This is a genomic window from Pseudaquabacterium rugosum, assembly GCF_038066575.1.
Lineage (GTDB): Bacteria > Pseudomonadota > Gammaproteobacteria > Burkholderiales > Burkholderiaceae_C > Pseudaquabacterium > Pseudaquabacterium rugosum.
On the sequence record NZ_JBBUTF010000010.1, the window covers coordinates 46880 to 70765 of the forward strand.

The window sequence follows — 23886 nt, forward strand, 5'->3', positions numbered from 1 at the left end:
TGAGCCCAGCCCTGCGCCTGGCAGGCCAGGCCTGCGGTGACCACGCACAGCACGCCCGCCCATGACACCCCCCCGCACCCTGGACCGCTACCTCGGCCACCTGGTCGGCTGGAGCCTGGCGGCGCCGATGGTGATGCTCGTGGCCCTGGGCGTGCGCGGCATCGACCGCGCGCGCCAGGACGGTGAGGCCGATGCCCGCGCGCTGGCGGCCGATCTCGGCCAGCGGGTGCACGAGCAGGTCAGCCGGCGTCAGCAGGCGCTGGCCCTGCTGGCCGCCCAACCCGGTGCGGCCGCGGCCGTGGCCGAGCCCGCCCAGGCGCGCCAGCTGCACGAGCGGGCTCGCCCCTACCGCGCCACCCACGGCGGCGACGTGCTGCTGATGGCACCCGACCGGCGGCTGCTGTTCACCACCCAGTTCCCCTTCGGCACGGCGCTGCCGCCGGTGCCGCGCGGCGATGCGCGGGCCGCGGCGCCGCAGGCGCTGCAGACCGGCCAGCCCGCGGTCAGCGACCGCTTCGAGCTGCCCGGCCTGGGCCGCTCGGTGGTGGTGCTGGCCGTGCCGGTGCCGGGGGCGGGCGGCCCGGTGGCCGCACTGAGCACGGCGGTCGATCTGGCCTTGCTGCAGCAGGCGGTGCGGGCACAGCCGCTGCCCGCGGGCTGGTCGGTCGATCTGCTCGACAGCCGCCGGGCGCGCCTGGCGCACTGGGGTGACCACGCCGTCACCGCCCTGGCCGCCCGCGTCGCGGCGCCCAGCCCCGACCGCGCGGCGCAGGCCGCCTCCGAACAGCTGCCGGCCGCGCCACCGGTCCAAGGCCTGCTGGAGCGCCTGCGCCACGGCCATACCGAGGAGCATCCGGTGCCCGGCCTGCCCTGGCGGTTGCGCGTGCACATCGATGCGGCCACCGTGCAGGCCCCGCTGCGTGAGGCCGCCGGTCTGCTGGGCCTGGCGGTGCTGCTGAGCCTGACCGTGACCCTGGTCGCCAGCCGCCTGGCCAGCCGCCGGCTGGCGCGCGCGGTGGCCGCCCTCGCCGAGACCGGGCCCGCGGCCGCCGCCCCCGGCGATCACGTCCGCCCCGGCAGCCCCAGCGGCATCGCCGAGATCGACCGCGTGGCCGCCGAGCTGGCCCGCATCGACGGCGCCCATCGCCAGGCCCAGGCCCGGCTGCAGGACATGGCCGAGCAGGCACGCCAGGCCGCCGAGCGCCTGGCCGCCCAGGGCGAGGCACTGGAAAGCCAGGTGCAGCAGCGCACCGCCGATCTGGCCGCCACCAGCCGCGAGCTGGCGCTGCGCATGACCCAGGCCCATGCCGCCAGCCAGGCCAAGAGCGCCTTCCTGGCCAACATGAGCCACGAGATCCGCACGCCGATGAACGCCATCATCGGCCTCGGCCATCTGATGTCGCGCGAGCTGCGCGACCCGGTGCAGCGCGAACGCCTGGTCAAGATCGACGGTGCCGCGCGCCACCTGCTGCAGGTCATCAACGACATCCTCGATCTGTCCAAGGTCGAGGCCGGCAAGATGGCGCTGCAGAACGCGCCCTTCAGCGTCGACCGCCTGGTGCTGGGCGCCGTCGACATGGTGCGCACCGAGGCCCAGGCCAAGGGGCTGGAGCTGGTGGTCGACACCGATCACCTGCCCGGCCACCTGCAGGGCGATGCCACGCGGCTGTCGCAGATGCTGATCAACCTGCTGGGCAATGCGGTGAAGTTCACCGACAGCGGCTGGGTGCGGCTGAAGGGCGAGCGGCTGCAGCAACGGCGCGGCCGCGTGCAGGTGCGCTTCGAGGTGCGTGACACCGGCCCGGGCATCGAGGCCGCGCAGCTCGACGGGCTGTTCCAGGCCTTCTCGCAAGGCGACGCCTCGGTCAGCCGGCGCCACGGCGGCACCGGCCTGGGCCTGGCGCTGACCCGCCATCTGGCCGGCCTGATGGACGGCGAGACCGGCGTCGACAGCACCCCCGGCGAGGGCAGCCGCTTCTGGTTCACCGCCTGGCTGGACGAGGCCGCGCAGGCCGGCCAGCATGCCGAGCCGGTGCCACTGGAGGGGCTGCGCGCGCTGCTGGTCGATGACCTGCCCGAGGCCCTGGCCGCGCTGCGCGACCAGTTGCAGATGCTGGGCCTGCGTGTCGATGCCCTGCCCGACGGCGGCACGGCCCTGGCGCGCATGCAGACCGAGCTCAGCGCCGGCCGGCCCTACGACGTGGTGCTGGTCGACTGGCGCATGCCGCCGCCCGATGGCGAGGCCACGCTGCGCGGCCTGCGCGCACTGGCCGGCGACGGCATGCCGCCGGCCCTGCTGGTGACCGCCTTCAACGAGCCCGCCGTCTGGCACGCGGCGCAGACGCTCGGCTGCGACACGGTGCTGGTCAAGCCGGTGACGCCCTCGGCGCTGCACGACGCGCTGGTGCGCGTGCTGCGGCCGCTGGCACGCCCGGCGGTGGCCGCCGACGACGGCCCGGCGCCGGCCGATGTGCTGATGGCCCGGCTGCGCGCCCGGCACCACGGCCAGCGCGTGCTGCTGGCCGAGGACCACGTGATCAACCGCGAGGTGGCCGAGGCCCTGCTGACGAACGCCGGCCTGGTGGTGGAGCTGGCCGAGGATGGCCAGCGCGCGGTCGAGCTGGCGCTGCTGCGGCCCTACGACCTGGTGCTGATGGACATGCAGATGCCGGTGCACGACGGCCTGTGGGCCACGCGCGAGCTGCGCCGCCAGCTCGGCCCCGGCCTGCCGGTGGTGGCGATGACGGCCAACGCCTTCGGTGAGGACCGTGCCGCCTGCCTGGCCGCCGGCATGAACGACCACCTGGCCAAGCCGGTCGATCCGGCGCGGCTCTACGAGATGCTGCTGCGCTGGCTGCCGCTGCAGGGCGTGGCGCGGGCGTCCGGGCCGGCGCCGGGGCGGCCGCCCGCGCCAGCCGACTAGGATGCACGGGTGACGCACCCGCCCCATCGCATCCGCCCCCGCCACTGGCTGCACCTGGCCGTGCTGGCCTCGCTGTTCAGCGGTTGCGCCGCGCTGACCGCCGACACCCTGCGCGACCGCTACGGCCACCCGCAACCCGACCGTTACGACCAGCGCCCGGCGCCGCCGCCCGGGGTGCCGTCCTGGCGGGCCGAGATCCAGCCCATCCTGGCCCAGCGCTGCGTGGTCTGCCACGGCTGCTACGACGCGCCCTGCCAGCTCAAGCTCGGCAGCTGGGACGGCCTGGCCCGCGGCCTGACACAGGCCAGCGTCTACGGCGACCTGCGGCTGGAGGACGCGCCGACCACCCGCCTGGGCATCGATGCGCAGAAGGCCTCGGACTGGCGCGCCCGCGGCTTCGCGCCGGTGCTCGACGAACGCACGCCGGGCCCGGTCCACCCGCTGGAGGCCAGCCTGCTGTGGCGCGTGCTGCAGCTCAAGGACGCCCACCCGCTGCCCGCCGGCCAGGCGGTGCTGTCGACGCGGGACTTCGCCTTCGGCCTGGACCGCGACAACCAGTGCCCCGATCTCGCCGGCCATGACCGCTACGCCAAGGCCCAGCCGCTGGCCGGCATGCCCTACGGCCTGCCGGCGATCGAGCCCTCGGCGCGCGAGGCCATCGGCCGCTGGCTGGCCGCCGGCGCACCGGCCGAGCCCGCGCCGCCGCCGAGCCGGCTGCAGCAGCATCAGGTGCAGCGTTGGGAGGCCCTGCTCAACGGTGACAGCCTCAAGCAGCGGCTGGCCGCGCGCTACCTCTACGAGCACCTGTTCCTCGGCCACCTGGCCTTCGATGACGATCCGCAGCGGCAGTTCTTCCGCATCGTGCGCTCGCGCACGCCGCCGGGCCGCCCGGTCGAGGTCATCGCCACCCGGCGGCCGTTCGACGATCCCGGCCCGGGCCGCGTCTGGTACCGGCTGCAGGCCGACGAAGAGGTGCTGCTGGCCAAGACGCACATGCCCTATGTGCTGTCGGACGCCCGCATGGCGCGTTGGCGGCGCTGGTTCCTGGACGCCGACTACCGGGTCACGCGCGACCCCGGCCATGCGCCGGCGGTGGCGTCCAACCCCTTCCTGGCCTTCGACCAGATCCCGCTGGAATCACGCTACCGCTTCCTGCTCGATGACGCCGGCTACTTCGTGATGAACTTCATCAAGGGCCCGGTGTGCCGCGGACAGATCGCGCTGAACGTGATCCGCGACCGCTTCTGGGTCTTCTTCGTCGACCCGGCGGTGGCCGCCGACGACGACGGCGAGCAGTCGCTGCAGCGCGCCGCCGAGGTGCTGCGCATGCCGGCGGCCGAGGGCCCGAACGCCAGCCTGCTGGCCTGGCGCGACATCGCCCGCGCCGAGGACGCGCTGCTGCGCAACAAGAGCCGCGCGATGGCCGAGCGCTACGGTGCCGCGCGGCGCATCGGGCTGGACTTCGTCTGGGACGGCGACGGCCACAACGCGAATGCCGCGCTGACCATCTTCCGCCACGTCGACAGCGCCACCGTCGAGCGCGGCCTGATCGGCGAGCCACCCCAGACAGCCTGGGTCATCGGTTATCCGCTGCTCGAACGCATCTACTACCTGCTGGCCGCCGGCTTCGACGTCTGGGGCAACACCGCGCACCAGCTGCAGACCCGGCTGGCGATGGACTTCCTGCGCATGGAGGGCGAGGCCAGCTTCCTGTCGCTGCTGCCGCAGGCCGCGCGCCTCCCGCTGCGCGACGCCTGGTACGACGGCGCCAGCGACGAGGTCAAGCGGCGGGTGATCGGCGGCGTCTACCGCTTCGATGCCGAGACCGGCATCGCCTTGCGCGCCGACGCCAGCCCGCGCGCGCAGCAGGAGCAGTTGTACGCGCTGCTGCGCCAGCGCCTGCGGCCGGTGCTGACCCACCGCCACGACCTGGACGCCGCCCACGAGCCCGATGCGGTGGTGCGCGCCGGCATCGCCCAGCTGGCGGCCGTGCGCGGCGCCAGCCTGCGCTGGTGGCCCGAGGCCACCGTGCTGCGCATCGAGCGGCCGGGCCAGGACCCGGCGCAGGCGGCCTACTACAGCGTGCTGCGCGATGTCGCCCACCGCAACGTCAGCACCCTGTTGCGCGAGGAGCGCATGCTGGTGCCCGAACGCCATGCACTGACGGTGGTGCCCGGCTTCATCGGCGCCTACCCGAACGCCATCCTGCGCGTGCGACCGGACGAGCTGCCGGCGCTGGCCCGTGCCGCCACCGGCCTGGCCGGCGAGGCCGACTGGCGCGCGCTGGCCGACCGCTGGGCGGTGCGCCGCACCGCGCCCGACTTCTGGGCCACCAGCGACGCGATGCACGCGGCCTACCGCCGCTGGTCACCCGGCGAGGCCGGCCTGCTGGACTTCAACCGGCTGGAGAACCGCTGAACGCGGCCCGGCCCGGTTCAGCGCGGCGCGATCGCGATCTGCGCCGTCATGTTCTGCTGCAGGAACTCCAGGAAGCGGCGCTGGAACAGCATCGTGTGCTCATGCGCGGCCTGCTCGGCGCGGTCGGCATCGCGCTGCTCGATGGCCTCGATGATCTCGTCATGGTCGCGCCCGAGCCGTGAGGCCGGCGAGCCGCGCACCAGGAAGTCGAAGTGCAGGTGCAGCAGGCGCTGGCCCTCGCCCAGCAGACGCTCGTAGTAGGCGAGGAAGTAAGGGTTGCGCGCGGCCTGGGCGATGACGAGGTGGAACTCCTTGTTCAGCTCGGTCATCGCCTGGAAGTCGCCCGCGGTGATGGCGGCCAGGTAGCGCTCGTTGGTCTTGCGGATGCGGATCAGGTCGGCCTCGACCCGGTTCTGCGCGGCCAGCCGGGTGACGGCGCGCTGGATCAGGTCGAGCGCGGCGACATAACTCGGAAACTCGGCCACCTCGAACGGCGTGACCAGCGTCGTGCGGTTGGGCAGCGAGGTGACCAGGCCCTCGCTGACCAGCCGCGCCAGCGCGTCGCGCACCGGCGAGCGCGAGAGGCCGAACTGCTCGGCCAGCGAGACCTCGTCCAACGGCTCGCCCGGCTTGAGCTTGAGCGTCAGGATGCGCTGGCGCAGCTCGTCGTAGATGTAGCGCCCGCCGTGGCGGCGGCCCGGCGCGGGCGTGGCGGTGTCGGCCTCGGTGCCGGCCTCGCTGCTCTCGCCGGTGGCGGCCAGGGCGTCTTCATCGGCCGCGGCCGGGGCCGCGCTGCGGGATTTCTTGCTCACGTCGGTCTCTGCGGAATCGGGGCTGGCGCGGCCCCGGCGGCCGGTCGTGGAGGCCGGAAACGCCGGGGTGCGGGTGGCGAATTTCATGATAGCCGAGGGCCTGTCGTGAGCGGACGGAGCCGGGACTTCAGGCCACGGCCTGGGCGCCGGTGATCTCGACCAGCGAACCGCAGATGTAGGCGGCCTCGTCCGACGCGAGGAAGGCCACCAGCGCAGCCACCTCCTCGGGCTGGCCGACGCGGCCGAAGGGCACCAGCCGGTCCAGATCGGCCTTGCTGCGGCCCGAGCGCTGCAGGCCGGCCTCGACCATCGGCGTGTAGATCTCGCCCGGGCACACGGCGTTGACGCGCACGCGCTGCGGCGCGTAATCGCGCGCCAGGTTCTGCGTGAAGGAGGCCACCGCGGCCTTGGTCACGTTGTAGGCGATGTGGCCCGGCGCCGGGTACAGCCCCCACTGCGAGGCGGTGTTGACGATGGCCCCGCCACCGGCCTCGATCATCGAGGGCAGCACCGCGCGGCACAGGTGGAACATCGCGTCGAGGTTGATGGCGAAGCTCAGTGACCAGTCCTCGTCGCTGAGGGCCAGCAGCGCGCCGCGGCGGTTGATGCCGGCGTTGTTGACCAGCAGGTGCACGCGGCCGTGGCGCGCCAGCACGCGCTCGACCAGCGAGACGCAGCCGTCCTTGCGGCCGATGTCGGCGGCCAGGGCCTCGGCCTGGCCGCCCTCGGCGCGGATGGCCTCGACCACCGCCTCGCAGCCGGGCAGCTCGCGGTCGGTGACGATGACGTGCGCGCCCTCGGCCGCCAGGCGGCGGGCGATGGCCGAGCCGATGCCGCCGGCCGCGCCGGTGACGATGGCCACGCGGCCGCTGTGGCGCGGCGCGATCGGATGCGGGGACAGCGGGGGCAGGATGGACGTGGTGTTCATCGAGGGATCTCCTGAGAAAACGGGCCGCTTCAGCGGATGTGGCTGCCGCCGTTGACGTCCAGCGTGGCGCCGTTGAGCGAGCGCTGGCCGGGCCGCAGCACGAAGGCCACCAGCTCGGCCACCTCGGCCGGCGCGGCGGTGGCGCCGATGGGGATGTCCTGCAGCACGGCGGCCGCGCCGTGGGTGGCGATGTAGTCGCGCACCATGTCGGTCTCGACCCAGCCCGGCGCGATGGCCACCGATTCGATGCCCTGGCCGCCGAAGCTGCGCGCGATCGACTTGCTGAGGTTGATCAGCGCGGCCTTGCTGCAGCCGTAGGGCAGCGCATCGGCGGCATAGCCACGCTGGGCGGCGCGGCTGGCCATGTGCACCAGACGGCCGCCGCCGTGCGCCCGGAAGTGCACGATGGCCTCGCGCGAGAGGTCGGCGGCGGCGAAGAAGTTGATCTGGAAATCGCGCTGCCAGGCGGCCTGCCAGGCCTCGGGCGTGTCGTCGACCGTCACCGTGCCGCGCACGCCGGCGTTGTTGACCAGCGCATGCAGGCGGCCACCGGCCGCCGCCAGCGCGGCCTGCCACAAGGCGCCCGCCGCACCCGGCCGCGACAGATCGGCCTGCACCAGCGCACCGGCACCGCCGATGCGCTCCAGCAGCGCGCGCGCACCGTCGACGTCACGCCCGTGGTGGATGGCCACCCAGGCCCCCTCGCGGGCCAGGCGCTCGACCACCGCGGCGCCGATGCCGCCGCTGGCGCCGGTGACCAGCACGCGCCGGCCGGCCAGCTCGGCGCCGGCCGGTGGCTGCAGGGAGGAGGAAGAGGTGGAAGAGGAAGAAGCGGAATCAGGCATGGCCATCGTGGACCCCCGGGCCCCAGGTATCGGACAACATGAAGCCGTCGACGAAGGGATCGTCGTCGGCCCACACCAGCTGCTGGCGGCCGTGCACGCGCGCCTGGCCGGTGATGCGCGGACGCACCGCCGGCCGGCCGGCCACGCTCGTCTCGCCCAGCAGCGTCAGCGTGAAGCGTCCGCCGATGGTCGAGCGCGACACGCACTGCCCGCCCACGCCGATGCGCCCGCGGGCGTGCAGCGTGGCCAGATTGGCCGAGCTGCCGGTGCCGCACGGCGAGCGGTCGACGCGGCCGGGTGGCAGCACGGTGCAGGTCTGCACGTCGGCGTCGCCGTGCTGGTGGCGGAACATCACGTAGGCCAGGCCCTCGACGCCCGGCAGCTCGGGATGGCGCACCGTCACCTGGGCGGCGATCTCCTCGCGCAGCTGCAGACCGGCCTCGGCCAGCGTGCGGGTCTGGGCCGGGCCGATGGACAGGCCCAGCGGCGCCACGTCGACCAGCGCGTAGAACACGCCGCCGAAGGCGATGTCGACGTGGATCTCGCCCCAGCGCGAGGTATGCACCGGCAGGTCCAGCGCCTCGACATAGCAGGGCACGTTGTCCAGGCTGACCGACAGACAGCGGCCACCCTCGCAGCGGGCGGTGGCCACCACCAGGCCGGCCGGCGTGTCCAGACGCACCACGGTCTCGGGCTCGTGCATCGGCAGGCGGCCGGATTCCAGCAGGCCGGTGACCACGCAGATGCAGTTGCTGCCCGACATCGCGTGCGCGCGGTCGCTCTGCAGCACGATGAAGCCGGCGTCGGCATCCGGCCGCGTCGGCGGCAGGATCAGGTTGACCGACATCGCCAGATGGGCGCGCGGCTCGCGGGTGACGAAGCGCCGCAGCCGGTCATCGACCTGGTTGAGGTGGTTCATCTTGTCGAGCATCGTCGCGCCGGGGATCTCCGGCGCGCCGTCCAGCAGCAGGTGGCCGCCCTCGCCCTGGCAGTGCACCATCAGCAGATCGAGCGTGCGCGGTGCGCTCATGCGCCACCCCCGACGGTCGGCAGGTACCAGCCCCAGGGCTGGTCCGAGGTGTAACGCGTGACCTGCTTGGTCTCCAGGTAGTTGTCGAAGCCCCAGGGGCCGAGCTCGCGGCCGATGCCGCTGTGCTTGTAGCCGCCCCAGGGCGCCTCGGTGAAGGTCGGCTGCGAGCAGTTGATCCACACCACGCCGGCACGCAGACCGCGCGCCACGCGCTCGCCACGCGCCTCGTCGCGCGTCATCACCGCGGCGGCCAGGCCGAAGCGCGAATCATTGGCCAGGCGCAGCGCCTCGGCCTCGTCGGCGAAGGGACGCACGCAGACGACGGGGCCGAAGATCTCCTCGCGCCAGGCCGCGCTGTCCAGCGGCACCTCGGTCAGCACGGTAGGCTCGATGAACCAGCCCAGCGGATGCGCGGCCGGCCGCTGGCCGCCGCAGGCCACGGTGGCACCGGCCTGGCGCGCCGCCTCGATGGCCGCCAGCACCTTCTGGTGCTGCGCCTGGCTGACCAGCGGACCGAGGAGCACGCCCGGCGCCATGCCCTGGCCGATCGGGATGCGCCGGGCGGCCGCCACCAGGCGGTCGAGCAGGCGTCCGTACAGGCCCTGCTGCACCAGCACGCGCGAGGTGGCCGAGCAGACCTGGCCCTGGTTCCAGAAGATGCCGAACAGGATCCATTCGACGGCCTGGTCCAGATCGGCGTCGTCGAAGACGATGAACGGCGACTTGCCACCCAGCTCCAGGCTGACGCGCTTGAGGTCGCGCGCGGCGCCGGCCATGATGCGGCTGCCCACCGGGCCCGAGCCGGTGAAGGCCAGCTTGTCGACCAGCGGATGGTCGACCAGGGCCTGGCCGGCCTCGCTGCCCAGGCCCGGCAGCACGTTGAGCACGCCGGCCGGAAGGCCCGCCTCGGCGGCGATGGCCGCCAGCTGCAGCGCGGTCAGCGGCGTCAGCTCCGAGGGCTTGAGCACCACGGTGCAGCCGGCCGCCAGCGCCGGCGCCACCTTCCAGGCCGCCATCAGCAGCGGATAGTTCCAGGGCACGATGGCGCCGACCACGCCGACCGGCTCGCGCCGGGCCAGGCTGGTGAAGCGGCCGTCGGGCAGTGCGATCGGCTGCTCCTGCTGCGCGTCGAAGGCCTCGGCCAGACCGGCGTAGTAGTCGAAGCAGCCGGCGGCGTCGCCGATGTCCCACATCGCCTCGGGCAGCGGCTTGCCGTTGTCGCGCACCTCGAGGGCGGCCAGCTCGGCCTGGCGGCCGCGGATGCCGTCGGCGATGGACCGCAGCACGGCCGCGCGCGCGGCGCCGGCCAGCCGCGGCCAGGGGCCTTCGTCGAAGGCGCGGCGGGCGGCGCGGGCAGCCGCGTCGACATCGGCCGCGGTGGCCGCGGCCACCTGGGCGAAGACGGCCTCGGTGGCCGGATCGACGCAGGGCAGCGTGCCGCCGAGGGCCGGCGCCACCCAGGCGCCGTCGATGTAGAGGGAATCGGTGTGGAGCATCGGTGTTCTCGCTTCAGGCCACGGCTGCACGCCGGCAGCCACCCAGGATGGACGTCAGAATCGGGTGCAGGAAAAAGGTGCCAGATCGACCGCGGGCGTGCGCCGCGCGGCCAGATCGGCGATCAGGCGGCCGGTGGTCGCGCCCAGCGTCAGGCCCAGCTGGCCGTGGCCGACGGCCAGCAGCACGTTGGGCAGCGCCGGGGCGCGGTCGATCACCGGCTTGGTGTCGGGCAGGAAGGGGCGGCGGCCGATGCCGTAGTGCAGGCCCTCGGTGCGCAACTGGGGCAGCACGGCGCGGGCCTTCTCCAGGATCACGTCCGCACGCTGGAAGTTGGGTTCGGCGCCCTCGGCCGCGAACTCGATGGTGCCGCCGATCTGCAGGCCGCGCGTCATCGGCGCGAAGCAGAAGCCGCCATCGGCATAGATCACCGAATGGCGGATCTCGACGCCCGGATCGGGCAGCACCACCTGGTAGCCGGCGATGCCGGCCAGCGGCAGCGAGACGCCCAGCGGCGCCAGCAGACGCTTGGCGCCGACCCCGGCGGCCACCACCAGCTGGTCGGCGGCCAGGCGGCGGCCGTCGTCCAGGCGCACGGCGCTGGCGCGGCCCTCGGCCTGCTCGATGACGGCGGCGCGGCCGCTCAGCCGCACACCGCCCTGCTGCAGGAAGGACTCGGTCAGCGCGACGATGAAGCCCTCGGTGTCGAGCACCGCGCGCCAGTCCGGGAACAGCAGGCCGTGGCGGAAGCGCGCGGCCAGCGCCGGCTCCAGATCGGCCAGCGCCTGCGGGCTCAGCACCTCGACATGGAAGCCCAGCGTCTCGCGCAGCGCGAAGTGGGCGCGCTCGTGCTCCAGGCCGGCGGCGTCGTCGAAGACCGAGAGGATGGGCCGCTCACCGACCAGCGTGCGCGGCGCGCAGGCGGCCAGCAGCGGCGCGTAGTCGTCATAGACGCGGTGCGTCAGCGAGGCCAGCTCGCCGGCGATCTGGCGGATGCGTGCCGGCCGCGCGCAGGCCACGAAGCGCAGGAACCAGGGCAGGATGCCGGGCAGCGCGCTCGGGCGCAGCGCCAGCGGGCCCTTCTGGTCCATCAGCCAGCCGGGCACCTTGCGCAGGATGCCGGGCTTGGACAGCGGTACCACCTCGCTGACGGCCAGCTGGCCGCAGCTCCACTTGGCGGTGGAATCGCCCGGCGCCGCCGGATCGACCAGCGTGACGCGCGCGCCCTCACGCTGCAGCTGCAGCGCGCAGCACACGCCGACGATGCCGCCCCCGACGACGACGATGGACTGCGAGGACAGGGGCTGGACGACGGTGGACATGGCGGGCGGTTGACGGACGGTGCATGACGCACGGACTGTGCGGACAGTAAACAGGACAACGGAGGTGCCCGCGGCGGCCACCCTGCACCCGCGGGCGCAAGGTGGCGCGGACGAGCGCCGATCAGCCGGCGATGGCCTCGAAGACGGCGCGGAAGTCGCGCTTTTCCTCGTCGGTCAGCGGCAGCAGCGGCTCGCGGGCGGCGCCGGTCTTGAAGCCGGCCAGCTCGCAGCCGTACTTCACCTTCTGGATGAACTTGCCCTGCTCCATGCTGGCCATCACCGGGAACAGCGTGCGCATGATCTGCTGCGCGCCGGCCAGATCACCGGCCTTGAACTTCTCGTAGAAGGAGACGATCAGCTCGGGGAAGCAGTTGGCCGGGCCGCAGATCCAGCTGCTGGCGCCCCACAGGAAGAAGTCCAGCGCCTGGTCGTCGGAGCCGCAGGACAGGGCCAGGCGGCCCTTGTAGCGCTCGCCGATCTCGATGGCGCGCAGCAGGTTGCCCGAGCTCTCCTTGATGCCGATGACGCGCGGATGGTCGGCCAGCGCCTCCATCACGCCCGAGCCCACCTCGACATTGGTGCGCACCGGGTAGTTGTAGAGCACCAGCTCGATGTCGCTGAAGGTCTTCAGCACGGTCTGGTAGTGCGACAGCAGCTCGTCCTGCGAAGGCAGCGCGTAGTACGGCGGGGCCATCAGGATGGTGGTGTAGCCCTCTTCCACGCTCTGGCGCACCTGGCCGATCACCTCGCGGGTGCTGGCCCCGTTGACGTTGGCGATCAGCGCGGCGCCGGCACCGGCGGCCTCGCGCACGGTGCGCAGCACCTGGCGGCGCTCGGCGTTGTCCAGCGCGTAGTACTCGCCGGTCGAGCCGAGGGCGACGAAGCCGTGCACGCCGGCCTTGCGCTGGTGCTGGACGACGGAGGCCAGGGTGTCGTGGTCGACCTCGCCGGCGGCATTGAACGGGGTGACGAGGGCGGGCAGGATGCCGTTGAGTTGCATGCGGATCTCCACTGGGAGGGAACGGGGCGGGGACAGGAACGGTGCGGGCTCAGGCGAAGCGGCGCAGCAGGCGCGCCTCGACCGATCCGACCAGGCGGGTGACCGGGAAGGCCACGAGGAAATAGATGAGGCCGACGGCGCTCAGGAACTCGATCGGGCGCGCCGTGCTGTTCGACAGGTTCTGGCCGACGAACATCAGGTCGGCCACGCCGACGGAGGAGATCAGCGCGCTCTCCTTGAACAGGCTGACCACGTTGGACAGCAGCGGCGGGATGGCCCGCAGCAACGCCTGCGGGAAGATCACCCACACCACCCGGGTCCAGACGGGCAGACCGAGGGCCACGCAGGCGTCGTGCTGCTCGGCGCCGATCGACTTCAGCGAACCGCGGAAGGTCTCGCAGGTGATGGCCCCCATGTAGAGCGTCAGCGACACCATCACCGCCACCACCGCGGGCATCTTCAGCCCCAGCACGATGGGAAAGCAGAAGTAGACCCAGAACAGCTGGATCAGCAGCGGCGTGCCGCGGAAGAACTCCACGTACAGCGTGACGGGGGCGCTGAGCGCGGCCACGCCGCTGCTGCGCGCCAGGCTGAGGGCGAAGCCCAGCAGGCTGCCGGCCAGCGCACAGGCGGCGGTCACGCCCAGCGTCAGCGCCAGGCCCTGCAGCAGCGTCGGGGCGTAGCCCCAGACAATCGAGAAATCGAGGTCCATGGTGCGGTCTTCAGCGTTGCATCGCGGCGTCCTGGCGCCGCTCGGCCCAGTGCGCCATCCGGGCGATCGGCAGCGACAGCAGGAAATAGATCAGCGCCACCAGCGAGTAGGTCTCCAGCGGCCGGTAGGCCTCGGTGGCGATCGCCTTGCCGGCATACATCAGGTCACTGACGGCGACGATGGCCACCAGAGCGCTCTGCTGCAGCGTGCCGATGCCATTGGTCATCAGCACCGGCGTGGCGCTGCGCAGGGCCTGCGGCAGCACGACGTGGAGCGTGCGCTGCAAGGGGCTCAGGCCGAGCGCGACGCAGGCGTCCAGGTGCTCGCGCGGCACCGCCTGCACACCGGCGCGGTAGGCCTCGGCGTTGAAGGCCGTCAGGTTCAGGCCGAGGGCCAGGATGCCCATCGGGATCGGGTCCAGGTAGACATCGAACAGGATCGGCACGCAATAGAAGAACCACACGATCTGCAGCAGCGCGGGCGTGCAGCGGAAGAACTCGATGAACAGCTGGGCCGGCCAGCGCAGCGGCGTCCAGCGGCTCATCGCCGCCAGGCACAGGCCGAAGCCCAGCGTCAGGCCCATCAGGTTGGCGGCCAGCGCCAGCTGCACGGTGACGACCAGGCCCTCGGCCAGCGGGCCGGCCTTGTCATGCAGGAAGGAAAATTCGAAGGAATAGGACACGGCGGCTCCAGGCAGTCCAGGCAGTCCGGGCAGGTCAGTCGAACTGGACGACCTTCTCGAGGAACTCGCGCGTGCGAGCCTCGCGCGGGCGGGTGAAGAGCTGCTCGGGCGGGCCCTGCTCGACGATGCGGCCGTTGGCGCAGAACACCACCCGGGTGGCGATGTGGCGCGCGAAGTGCATGTCGTGGGTGACGATGATCATGGCCATCTTCTGCTCGGCCAGCTGCATCATCACGTTCTGCACCTCGATCACCATCTCGGGGTCGAGCGCCGAGGTCACCTCGTCGAACAGCATCAGCTTGGGCTCCAGCATCAGCGCACGGGCGATGGCCACGCGCTGCTTCTGGCCACCCGACAGCTGCGAGGGCCAGGCCTGCAGCTTGTTCTCCAGGCCCAGGCGAGCCAGCAGCTGACGCGCACGTTCAGTGGCCTTCTCACGGCTCCAGCCGTGTACCTTGGTCGGCGCCAGGATCAGGTTGCCCAGCACGCTCAGGTGCGGAAACAGCGTGTAGTGCTGGAACACCATGCCGATCTGGCGCTGCAGCTTCGGATCGAGCTTGCGCGCGCCACCGGCCTGGCCGTCGATGTACTCGCGGCCCTGGAAGCTGATCTGCCCGCCCTGGATGCCCTCCAGCCCCATCAGCACGCGCAGCAGCGAGCTCTTGCCGCTGCCGCTCGGGCCGATGATGACCAGGCGCTCGTCGTCCTGCATGGTCAGGCTCATCTGGTCCATCACCGTCAGCTGCGGCGAATAGCGCTTGCTGACAGCGTGCAGACGCACCAGTTCCTGGGCGGGGGCGGTGCGCGACACGGCCGCCGTGGCGGGCCGGTCGAGGGCGATGGAGACACTCATGGCATGGACCTGCAGGGATCGGGATCAGGAAGCGGGAGGCCCTGTGCCGTGCCGCTCGCGGTGACGCGGCAGGGCACAGGGCGCGTCGGCGTTCAGCGGGCCTTGGTCGCTTCGACGGCGGCCTTGGCGGCCTTGTCCACCAGCGCCTCGATCTCGCCGTTGGCACGGCGGCGGTTGATGTAGTCGTTGATGAACCTGATGTCGGCCTCGCTGCGGTTGAGCGACAGGCCGAAGGCCACCGGCTGCTTGCCCAGCGTCGGCTGCAGCAGCACCTCGCGCACCTTGCCCGGGTTGGCGACGGCGAACAGGCGGTTGGTGTCGTTGGCATCGACCAGCACGTCGGCGCGCTTGGACACCAGCGCCAGGCGGGTCTCGTCCATGCCCGGCAGGCGCTGGATCTGGCCCTGGCGGATCGAGGCCGTCAGCAGCTTGTCCTGCGAGGTGCCCGACATCACGACGAAGCGCACGCCGGCCTTGTCGAAGTCGGCCAGGGTGTTGCCGGTGGCGCTGAACTTCGGGTTGCCCGTGTTGACCAGGAAGGACACCTGGTAGTCGACCGCGGCGGCGGTGAAGTTGACGGCCTTCTTGCGCTCGGGCGTCTCGTTGAGCGCCATGGCCAGGTCCCAGGAGCCGGCCTGCACGCCGGCCACCAGGTTGTCCCAGTTGGTGTCGACGAACTCGACCTTGACCTTCAGCTCCTTCTCGCCGAACTCGCGGCACAGATCGCTGAAGAAGCCGCTGTACTGGCCGCTGCGCGCATCGCGCATCACGTAGGGCGCGGCCACCGCGGCGCCGCAGCGCAGCACGCCGGCCTTGCGCACGTCGGCCCAGGCCGCGTCATTGGACTGGGCCAGGGCCGGCGCCAGGGCGGACAGACCCGCGGCCAGCAGGCCGGCTTGCAGGGACAGGCGACGCACGGAAGAGAACGCAAAGGCCATGAGCAGACTCCAGTTCGGTTCAGATTAATGCACACATCGTTGTATGCAGACAAGCACACATTAGCGAAGCGCGTGCCAGGACCTCGGCACCTGGGGACACCGCAGGCCGCCGCGCCAGGACCGTGCGCCGACAGCCCCGGATCACCGGTCTGCCTGCGCCAGATCGGGGCGCCGATGCCCTGGCACGGGGCATCGAGGTCGGATCGGTCTGCACTTGCATGCGAACCGACGAACATCGCTGCATGCAATGATGCGTACATTACGCCAAAGCCAGATCCGGAGTTCCCCCGATGGCCGGGCCCGCGGTTCACGGACTACGCGTGCGCCGTACGCGAGCGTCCTGCATCTGAGCGCTACGTCGGCTTATGAACCATGAAAATTCCTGATCCACGGCCGCCTCCCGGCGCCGGCCGCCAAGAATCCGCCCTGCCCGAGACCGCCGACCGGCGCCCGCCCGGCGCGGCCACCGGCCCCCTTCCCGCCTCCGGCGCCACCGCGCGCCCACCCCGACCGACCATGAAGATCCTCGTCATCGGTGCCAGCGGCACCCTCGGCCGCGCCGTCTGCGCGGCACTGGAACCCCGCCACACCCTGCTGCGCGCCGGTCGCCAGGGCGCCGACCTCCAGGTCGACCTGCGCGATGCCGACCGCATCGAGGCCATGTACGAGGCCATCGGCCCACTGGACGCGGTGGTGGTCACCGCCGGCAAGGTGCACTTCGGCCCGCTGGCGCAGATCGACGCCGCGCAATGGGCCATCGGCCTGCAGGACAAACTGATGGGCCAGGTGCAGCTGGTGCAGCGCGGCCTGGCCCGGCTGCGCGACGGCGGCTCCTTCACCCTGACCAGCGGCCTGCTCAATGACGAGCCGATCCGCCAGGGCGCCTCGGCCGCGATGGTCAACGGCGCGCTCGAAGGCTTCGTGCGCGCCGCTGCGCTGGAGCTGCCGCGCGGCCTGCGCATCAACCTCGTCAGCCCCACGCTGCTGACCGAGAGCCGCGAGGCCTACGCCGCCTTCTTCCCCGGCACGCTGACGATGGACGCGGCCCAGGTGGCCCAGGGTTATGTGCGCAGCGTCGAGGGCGGGGACACCGGCCGCGTCTACCGCATGGGCTGGAGCCGCGAGCGCTGAGGCCCGCGCGCGCCGGCGGTCCGGCGCACGGCCGACCGCCCGGCCTCCGATCCGCCAGCCGATCCGTGTCCCCTGATCCGCCCCGCCCGCCGCCCCGCCCCCCGGGCGCCCTGACCCGCCGTACCCGCCATGCCCCGTCCGAGCACCGCCCTGATCGACCTCGACGCCCTGCGTCACAACTACCGGCTGGCGCGCCAGCGCCATGGCGGACGGGCACTGGCCGTGCTGAAAGCCGATGCCTACGGCCATGGTGCGGCGCGCTGCGCCCAGGCCCTGGCCGACATCGCCGACGGTTTCGCCGTGGCGGTGGTGGAGGAGGCGCTGGCCCTGCGCGCGGCCGGCATCGTGCAGCCCATCCTGGTGCTCGAAGGCGCCTTCGACCCACAGGACCTGCGCCAGGTGCGCGAGCACGCGCTGTGGACTGTCGTCCATCATGAGGAGCAGCTGCGCATGGTCGAACTGCAGGCCGGCGCGCCGCTGAACGTCTGGCTCAAGCTCGATTCCGGCATGGGCCGGCTGGGCCTGCCGCCCGAGCAGGCGCGCAGCCTGCGCCAGCGCCTGCAGGCCAGCGGCCGCGTCGGCCAGCTGACCTGGATGAGCCACTTCGCCCGCGCCGACGAGCCGCAGCAGCCGACCACCGCCGCGCAGACCGAGCGCTTCGACGCCGCGCTCGCCGGCCTGCCCGAGCCGCGCAGCCTGTGCAACAGCGCCGGCATCCTGCACCACCCGGGCAGCCACCGCGACTGGGCCCGCCCGGGCCTGATGCTCTACGGCATCGCCCCGACCGACGGCGACAAGCTGGGCCTCAAGCCCGTGATGACGCTGCGCAGCCAGGTCTTCGCCATCCGCGAGCTGGCGGCCGGCCAGCCGCTGGGTTATGGCGCACTGCACGTGGCGCCGCGCGCCAGCCGCATCGGCCTGGTGGCCCTCGGCTATGCCGACGGCGTGCCGCGCAACGCCCCGCAGGGCACGCCGCTGCGCGTGGGCGAGGGGCTGGCGCCGCTGGTCGGCCGCATCTCGATGGACATGCTGATGGTGGACCTGACCGACCGGCCCGAGGCCGGCATCGGCAGCCCGGTCGAGCTCTGGGGCCCCGACCACGACATCCGCCCGTTGGCGAGTGCCTGCGGCACCATCCCCTACGAGCTGCTGTGCGGCGTCAAGCGGGTGCCGGTGCGTTGGAGCGGCGGGCAGGGTTGAAGAAACGACGAAGGGGCCCGCAGGCCCCCTCGTGGTGGATCAGCAGGGCCTCAGCCCTGCCGGTGCCGCATCAATGCTGCAGCTGCGAGATGCCCGCGATCGCCCAGTCGCCGGCGTCGCCGCCGTCGCGCACCAGGTGCCACAGCTCGGCGAAGGGCTGGGCGGTGCCGCCCTGCTCCTCGCGGATCAGGCCCGAGAAGCGCACCGAGACGATGTCGCGGCCCGGCTCCTTCGAGACATCGGCCACGGCGGCGTCGAGCTGCACCACGTCGGTCTGCTGCTTGGCGCTGCCGCGCTCCAGCAGGTCGGCCTTCAGCGAGGCGAACAGCTCGGGCGTGGTGAAGCGGCGCAGATCGTCGACATCGGCGGCGTCATTGGCGGCCTGCATGCGGATGAAGACCTGCTTGGCGATGCGGGTGAACTCCGCCTCGTCCATGCCACCGGGCAGCTGGCGCGGGGCCGCGGCCGCGGCGTTCGTCGCGCCCCACAGGCCGGCACCGGCCACCGGCGGCACGGCCGACGGCTGCTGCGCGGTGCGGGCCATGGCCTGCGGCTGCTGCTGGCCGAAGCCGCCCAGCGGCGCGCTGCCACCGAAGCCACCGGCACCCGCGCCGGCACCGGCCAGCTGCGGGCCCGCGCCGTTGCGCTGGGCACCCCCGCGCATGCGGGCCATGATGAAGCGCACCGCCACCATCGCGACGATGGCCAGCAGGGCGATCATCATGAAGTTGGCCAGCTCGTCGCCGAAGCCCAGGTGGCTGGCCAGTGCGGCCAGGCCGATACCGGCGGCCAGACCGGCCAGCGGACCCATCCACGAACGCTTGCCCGCATTGGCGGCCGCAGCCGCGGCCGGCGCAGCGGCCCCCGCGGTGGCGGCGGCCATGCCCGGCTGGGTGCCGGGCGTCTGGGCCGGGGTGGCCGTGTTGTTGGCACCGGCCGGCTTGTCCGGCATCTGGCGCTGCATGCCGGCGGACTTGCCGCCGCCCAGGCGCTTGGCCTCGGCATCGAACGGCGCGAAGCTGGCGCCGGCCGCACCGACGGCCATGCACAGGGCCACGAGCAGATGTTTCACGAGAGTCTCCGATCAGGGATGGTTGGGGGTCCGAGGGCCCGCGGCTGCCGACCCTCGCGCGGACTGATCCGCGGGGCGGCGATTTTGTTCCGTGATCCGCGGTCCGCCTGCGGGAAGACCCTTCAAGCCACCTCAGCGGCGCCAGAACTGTGGCGTCAACAACACCAGCAGGCTGAGGATCTCCAGCCGGCCCAGCAGCATGCAGACGGTGCACACCCAGGTCTGCAGATCCGTCAGCCCCTGGTAGTTGCCCGCGGGCCCGACCTGGCCCAGCCCCGGCCCGGTGTTGTTGACGCTGGCGATCACTGCCGTGACGGACGTCACCAGATCCAGCCCGCTGGCCATCAGCACGAAGGACGCCACCAGGTTCACCGCCCCGTAGGCCAGCATGTAGGCGATGACCGAGGCCAGCACCTGCGCCGGCACCAGGCGCCCGCCCAGCGTCACCGGCACCACCGCCCGCGGATGGACGATGCGCACCAGTTCACGCTGGGCCTGCTTGAGCAGCAGCAGCGAGCGGATCAGCTTGATGCCGCCACCGGTCGACCCCGCGCAGGTGGCGAAGGCGCACAGCACCAGCATCAGCGCCGGCGCGAAGATCGGCCACTGCGCGTAGTCCACCGAGGCGAAGCCGGTGGTGGTGGCGATCGACACCACGTTGAAGGCCGCATGGCGCAACGCCGTCAGCCCGTCCGGATAGACCCGGTGGGCCATCAGGAACAGCGTGACGACCGCCACCGACACCGCCATCACCAGCAGATAGACCCGCGCCTCCACATCGCGCCAGACCACCGCCAGCGAGCGCCTGCGCACCGCCACGAAGTACAGCGCGAAGTTGATGCCGGCCATCGTCATGAAGAGGATGGCCACCGCCTCGATGGCCGGTGAATCGAAGGCGCCGAAGCTCGCGTCGTAGGACGAGAAGCCGCCCAGCCCCATCGTGCTGCACATGTGCAGGAAGGCATCGACCCAGGACATGCCCGCCAGGTGGTAGGCCACGCAGCACACCGCCGCCGTCACCGCGTAGACGCCCCACAGCCCGCGCGCGGTCTCGGCCATGCGCGGCGTCAGCTTCTCGTCCTTCATCGGGCCGGCGCTCTCGGCCTTGTAGAGCTGGCTGCCGCCCACGCCCAGCAGCGGCAGCACCGCCACCGCCAGCACGATGATGCCCAGCCCGCCCACCAGCACCATCAGGCAGCGCCAGACGTTGAGCGAGACCGGCAGCCGCTCCAGCCCGGTCAGCACCGTCGAGCCGGTGGTGGTCAGGCCGGAGACGGCCTCGAAGTAGGCATCGGTGAAGCTCAGATCCGGCAGCTGCAGCAGCAGCGGCAGCGTGCCCGCGGCCGGCAGCAGCATCCACACCAGCGCCACCAGCAGAAAGCCGTCGCGCGCGCGCAGCTCACGCCGGTGGCGCCGGCCGGCCAGCCACATCAGCAGCCCCGCGCCCAGCGTCAGACCCGCGGCCGACGCATGGGCGGCCAGCGCCCCGTCCTGCAGCACCCATGAAAAACCCAGCGGCACCAGCATCGTGACGCTGAACAGCATCAGCACCACGCCCAGCACCGGCAGAAGACCCGACAACATGAGGAGCACGCCCCGATCCCGGTCGAACCGGCAGATTCAGAATTTCAGAAGATCGAACGATCAGAAAAGGAAGGTCGCACCGACCTGGAACAGCTTCTCCACCTCACGCACCATGCGCTTGCGCGGCACGAAGACGATGACGTGGTCGTCGGCCTCGATGCGGGTGTCGTGGTGCGGGATGATGACCTCGCGCGCATCGACCGCGCCGCGCACGATGGCGCCGATCACCGCCCCCTTGGGCAGCGCGATCTCGTCGATGCGCCGACCCACCACCTTGCTGGTCTTGCGGTCGCCGCGGGCCACCGCCTCCAGCGCCTCGGCCGCGCCGCGGCGCAGGCTGTGCACCGCCTCGACATCGCCACGGCGCACATGGGCCAGCAGCTCGCCGATGACGGTCTGCGCCGGGCTCAGCGCGATGTCGATCTGCGTGCCCTGCACCAGCTCGGCATAGGCACGGCGGTTGATCAGCGCCAGCACCCGGCGCGCGCCCATGCGCTTGGCCAGCAGGCAGGACATGATGTTGTCCTCGTCATCGCTGGTCAGCGCGACGAAGAGATCGCATTCGTCGACCTGCTCGCTTTCCAGCAGGTCCTCGTCGGTGGAGTCGCCGTGCAGCACCAGCACGTCATCGCCGACCTGGGTCGTCAGGTACTCGCAGCGGTCGGCGCGGGCCTCGATCAGCTTCACGCGGACCTCACCCTGGATCTCGCGCGCCAGGCGCAGACCCACCCGGCCGCCGCCGGCCAGCATCACCCGGCGCACCGGCTGATCACGCCGGTGCAGCGCATCGAGCACGCGGCGGATGTGGGCGGTGGCCGCCAGCACGAACACCTCGTCGCCCGGCTCCACCCGGGTGTCGCCCTCGCACATCACGCGCTGGTCGGCGCCGTGCTCGGTCGGCCGGTAGATGGCGACGAAGCGCATCGGCACCTGCGGCACCAGCCGCGGCAGCTCGGCGATGCGCCGGCCGGCCATCGGCGCGCCGCTGACCGCGCGCACCGCGATCAGGCTGACCACCCCGCCGGCGAACTCCAGCACCTGCAGCGCCTCAGGATGGGCGATCAGCTGGCCGATGGTGCGCGTGACCAGCTGCTCCGGACAGATCACTTCGTCGACCGCGAAACCCTCGGGGGCCAACAGCCGGTCACCGGTGACGAACTCCGGCGAGCGCAGCCGCGCGATGCGGGTGGGGATGGAGAACACGTCGTGCGCCACCTTGCAGGCCACGAGATTGGTCTCGTCGGCCGACGCACAGGCGATCAGCATGTCCGCATCACGCGCCCCCGCGGCCTCCAGCACCGAGGGCTGGATGCCGTTGCCCGGCACGCCCCGCAGGTCCAGGCGATCCTGCAGCGCACGCAGGCGCTGCGGATCCGTGTCGATGACGGTGATGTCGTTCTTCTCGGAGAGCAGGCTCTCGGCCACGCTCTCTCCGACGCGTCCGGCGCCGAGGATGAGGATGTTCACGGGGGGGGATGATACGGATGAGGAGCGCCAGAACCTCCATTCGGCTCAATCCGTTCCAGCATCGAAGGACGCCAAACATCCGGCTGACATCCGGAACAAGCAGGCCACCTGATTCGCGGCCATGAGTGTCATCGCGATACGGCTGTGAAGAGGCGAGGCCAAGGACTCAGCGCGGGCGATTCATCCCCACTCGCGCGGGGAACACTATGAGAGGATATCCCCGAAATGAGTTATCGCGCCAGTCTGGTTGCCAGGATACGCGCCTCGGTCAGCAGACCCAAGCGACGGGCGCCCATGAGGAGCGGTCGTGATGCATCACGAGACGTAGTGCGCGTTCGTTCCAGGCGTGGGTGCGCTCGACCACCCAGCGCTTGGCCTGCACGACGAAGCCGCTGGCGACGACCTCGGGCCACAGCGGCTTCTGGGTGTTCTGCCAGGTTCCTGTGCTGCGGTTACCGGGATGGCGCACAACCTCGACGCTGATGCCATGGGCACTCTCGATCGCTTGCGCGCATTGCCCGCCGTAGACGGCATCGGCGTACAACTTCTTCAGCGCCGGCACCTTGGTACAGGCTTTGGCGACGACCTCTGCGGCGCCATCGCGGTCCTGAACGCTTGCCGCCGTGACGGTGACGGCCAGCAACAGACCCAGCGTGTCGACCACCAGGTGGCGCTTGCGCCCTTTGACCTTCTTGCCCGCGTCCAACCCGGTGTCACCGCCCTGGGCGGTGCTGCGCGTGCTTTGTGCGTCGATGATGGCTGCACTTGGCTCGGGGGCACGCCCGATACGGTCACGCCACTGCTGGCGCAGCCGATCGTGCATGGTCTCGAACGTGCCCGCTTGGGCCCAGCGGCTGAAGCTCTTGTGCACCGCCTTCCACGGCGGGAAGCTCTTTGGCAGCAACCGCCAAGCGCAGCCCGTACGCACGAGGTAGACGCAGGCGTTGACCACCGTGCGTCTGTCGTAGCGCGGAGGCGCACCGCGCAAGCCATCGCGCTCAAAAAGATCAGACACCAGGGCCCATTCGGCATCAGTGAGATCAGTGTTCATGCCGCTTGGACCATCTTCGCGCCGGTGGGCATCGGTGTAGCCCACGCGCAGCGGCGTGCCGCCTTGCACCAGCGCCCGCTGTGTCGGCTTGCGAATCGGCTTCAGTCGCTCGATGCCGGCCTGGCGAAGCGCCTTGCGGACAGTGACCGTGCACACGTTCATCCCCGTGCGCCGGCCCAGTTCGCGGGTCACCTCCTCCAGCGACGACCGGGGCTGCTCAGCCGTGATCGCGCGCAGCGCCGCCACATGCGTCTGCTCTAGCAGCGCTCGGCGACCTCGCTTCTTCTTCCCCTCCGACATGCTTGCCCTCCTGCATCAGCCCATTGTCTCTGGCTCGATGCAGGCGGAGATCATTTCGGGGACTTCCTCTCATTGAAGCGGAAGAATTCGTCGCGACGAATCGAATCGGAGGAGGACCATCCGG

18 protein-coding genes and 1 pseudogene are annotated in these 23886 nt (G+C 71.9%); 4 read left to right on the top strand and 15 right to left on the bottom strand.

The genetic code is table 11. The features are described 5' to 3' along the window. The first annotated feature begins 61 nt into the window (after positions 1-61). Both AACH11_RS12575 and AACH11_RS12580 read left to right on the top strand, forming a co-directional pair. Positions 62-2923 carry a response regulator gene (locus AACH11_RS12575; protein WP_341374580.1) on the top strand — a complete coding sequence of 954 codons (2862 nt, stop codon included), beginning with the start codon at positions 62-64 and terminating at the stop codon, positions 2921-2923. A 9-nt stretch (positions 2924-2932) separates the two neighbouring features. Then, positions 2933-5341, top strand: coding sequence for a fatty acid cis/trans isomerase (locus tag AACH11_RS12580; RefSeq protein WP_341374581.1), 2409 nt, complete (start codon positions 2933-2935; stop codon positions 5339-5341). A 17-nt stretch (positions 5342-5358) separates the two neighbouring features. On the opposite strand, the gene AACH11_RS12585 is transcribed toward AACH11_RS12580, so the two are convergent. The 11 genes from AACH11_RS12585 to AACH11_RS12635 form a co-directional block, all read right to left on the bottom strand. Then, positions 5359-6153 carry a GntR family transcriptional regulator gene (locus tag AACH11_RS12585; protein WP_341374582.1) on the bottom strand — a complete coding sequence of 265 codons (795 nt, stop codon included), beginning with the start codon at positions 6151-6153 and terminating at the stop codon, positions 5359-5361. Between the two features lie 127 nt (positions 6154-6280). After that, positions 6281-7081 (bottom strand): SDR family NAD(P)-dependent oxidoreductase, encoded by an 801-nt coding sequence (locus AACH11_RS12590; RefSeq protein ID WP_341374583.1) that lies wholly within the window; start codon positions 7079-7081, stop codon positions 6281-6283. A gap of 29 nt (positions 7082-7110) precedes the next feature. After that, complete coding sequence (locus AACH11_RS12595; RefSeq protein ID WP_341374584.1) at positions 7111-7926, bottom strand: SDR family NAD(P)-dependent oxidoreductase; 816 nt, start codon at positions 7924-7926, stop codon at positions 7111-7113. Beyond that, positions 7919-8956: a proline racemase family protein gene (locus AACH11_RS12600; RefSeq protein WP_341374585.1), complete on the bottom strand. Its 1038-nt coding sequence runs from the start codon at positions 8954-8956 to the stop codon at positions 7919-7921. Before AACH11_RS12600 ends, AACH11_RS12595 begins: the two co-directional genes overlap by 8 nt. Next, positions 8953-10452, bottom strand: a complete 1500-nt coding sequence (locus AACH11_RS12605; RefSeq protein WP_341374586.1) for an aldehyde dehydrogenase family protein — start codon at positions 10450-10452, stop codon at positions 8953-8955. The genes AACH11_RS12600 and AACH11_RS12605 overlap by 4 nt, the downstream gene beginning before the upstream one ends. 54 nt (positions 10453-10506) lie before the next feature. After that, the gene (locus AACH11_RS12610; protein WP_341374587.1) at positions 10507-11772 is read right to left on the bottom strand and encodes an NAD(P)/FAD-dependent oxidoreductase; all 1266 of its coding nucleotides are present in this window, start codon (positions 11770-11772) and stop codon (positions 10507-10509) included. A gap of 121 nt (positions 11773-11893) precedes the next feature. Then, positions 11894-12772 (bottom strand): dihydrodipicolinate synthase family protein, encoded by an 879-nt coding sequence (locus tag AACH11_RS12615; protein ID WP_341374588.1) that lies wholly within the window; start codon positions 12770-12772, stop codon positions 11894-11896. A 49-nt stretch (positions 12773-12821) separates the two neighbouring features. Continuing rightward, positions 12822-13484, bottom strand: a complete 663-nt coding sequence (locus AACH11_RS12620) for an amino acid ABC transporter permease (RefSeq protein ID WP_341374589.1) — start codon at positions 13482-13484, stop codon at positions 12822-12824. A 10-nt stretch (positions 13485-13494) separates the two neighbouring features. Further along, the gene (locus tag AACH11_RS12625; RefSeq protein WP_341374590.1) at positions 13495-14166 is read right to left on the bottom strand and encodes an amino acid ABC transporter permease; all 672 of its coding nucleotides are present in this window, start codon (positions 14164-14166) and stop codon (positions 13495-13497) included. Between the two features lie 34 nt (positions 14167-14200). Beyond that, entirely contained in the window at positions 14201-15019 is an 819-nt protein-coding gene (locus tag AACH11_RS12630) for an amino acid ABC transporter ATP-binding protein (protein WP_341374591.1), read from the bottom strand. A 92-nt stretch (positions 15020-15111) separates the two neighbouring features. Beyond that, positions 15112-15957 carry a substrate-binding periplasmic protein gene (locus AACH11_RS12635; RefSeq protein WP_341374592.1) on the bottom strand — a complete coding sequence of 282 codons (846 nt, stop codon included), beginning with the start codon at positions 15955-15957 and terminating at the stop codon, positions 15112-15114. A gap of 516 nt (positions 15958-16473) precedes the next feature. Between AACH11_RS12635 and AACH11_RS12640 the strand changes: the two genes are divergently transcribed. After that, positions 16474-17088 carry a short chain dehydrogenase gene (locus AACH11_RS12640; protein ID WP_341374593.1) on the top strand — a complete coding sequence of 205 codons (615 nt, stop codon included), beginning with the start codon at positions 16474-16476 and terminating at the stop codon, positions 17086-17088. A gap of 129 nt (positions 17089-17217) precedes the next feature. Next, positions 17218-18288: an alanine racemase gene (gene alr, locus AACH11_RS12645; RefSeq protein WP_341374594.1), complete on the top strand. Its 1071-nt coding sequence runs from the start codon at positions 17218-17220 to the stop codon at positions 18286-18288. Positions 18289-18358: 70 nt separating this feature from the next. Here alr and AACH11_RS12650 read toward each other — a convergent pair whose 3' ends face one another. The 4 genes and pseudogenes from AACH11_RS12650 to AACH11_RS12665 all read right to left on the bottom strand — a co-directional run bounded on the left by AACH11_RS12650 (position 18359) and on the right by AACH11_RS12665 (position 23762). Continuing rightward, the gene (locus tag AACH11_RS12650; RefSeq protein WP_341374595.1) at positions 18359-19360 is read right to left on the bottom strand and encodes a Tim44 domain-containing protein; all 1002 of its coding nucleotides are present in this window, start codon (positions 19358-19360) and stop codon (positions 18359-18361) included. Positions 19361-19492: 132 nt separating this feature from the next. Next, positions 19493-20944: a TrkH family potassium uptake protein gene (locus AACH11_RS12655; protein WP_341374596.1), complete on the bottom strand. Its 1452-nt coding sequence runs from the start codon at positions 20942-20944 to the stop codon at positions 19493-19495. Positions 20945-21004: 60 nt separating this feature from the next. Next, the gene (gene trkA / locus AACH11_RS12660) at positions 21005-22411 is read right to left on the bottom strand and encodes a Trk system potassium transporter TrkA (protein WP_341374597.1); all 1407 of its coding nucleotides are present in this window, start codon (positions 22409-22411) and stop codon (positions 21005-21007) included. A gap of 230 nt (positions 22412-22641) precedes the next feature. After that, positions 22642-23762 (bottom strand): annotated as a pseudogene (locus tag AACH11_RS12665) (IS5 family transposase). Positions 23763-23886: the final 124 nt, after the last annotated feature.

Coding starts and splice junctions, on each gene's coding strand:
- AACH11_RS12635 (WP_341374592.1), bottom strand. CDS start 15,957: ATGGCCTTTGCGTTCTCTTCCGTGCGTCGCCTGTCCCTGCAAGCCGGC.
- AACH11_RS12620 (WP_341374589.1), bottom strand. CDS start 13,484: ATGGACCTCGATTTCTCGATTGTCTGGGGCTACGCCCCGACGCTGCTG.
- AACH11_RS12595 (WP_341374584.1), bottom strand. CDS start 7,926: ATGCCTGATTCCGCTTCTTCCTCTTCCACCTCTTCCTCCTCCCTGCAG.
- AACH11_RS12575 (WP_341374580.1), top strand. CDS start 62: ATGACACCCCCCCGCACCCTGGACCGCTACCTCGGCCACCTGGTCGGC.
- AACH11_RS12630 (WP_341374591.1), bottom strand. CDS start 15,019: ATGAGTGTCTCCATCGCCCTCGACCGGCCCGCCACGGCGGCCGTGTCG.
- AACH11_RS12605 (WP_341374586.1), bottom strand. CDS start 10,452: ATGCTCCACACCGATTCCCTCTACATCGACGGCGCCTGGGTGGCGCCG.
- AACH11_RS12640 (WP_341374593.1), top strand. CDS start 16,474: ATGAAGATCCTCGTCATCGGTGCCAGCGGCACCCTCGGCCGCGCCGTC.
- AACH11_RS12655 (WP_341374596.1), bottom strand. CDS start 20,944: ATGTTGTCGGGTCTTCTGCCGGTGCTGGGCGTGGTGCTGATGCTGTTC.
- AACH11_RS12615 (WP_341374588.1), bottom strand. CDS start 12,772: ATGCAACTCAACGGCATCCTGCCCGCCCTCGTCACCCCGTTCAATGCC.
- AACH11_RS12610 (WP_341374587.1), bottom strand. CDS start 11,772: ATGTCCACCGTCGTCCAGCCCCTGTCCTCGCAGTCCATCGTCGTCGTC.
- AACH11_RS12590 (WP_341374583.1), bottom strand. CDS start 7,081: ATGAACACCACGTCCATCCTGCCCCCGCTGTCCCCGCATCCGATCGCG.
- alr (WP_341374594.1), top strand. CDS start 17,218: ATGCCCCGTCCGAGCACCGCCCTGATCGACCTCGACGCCCTGCGTCAC.
- AACH11_RS12600 (WP_341374585.1), bottom strand. CDS start 8,956: ATGAGCGCACCGCGCACGCTCGATCTGCTGATGGTGCACTGCCAGGGC.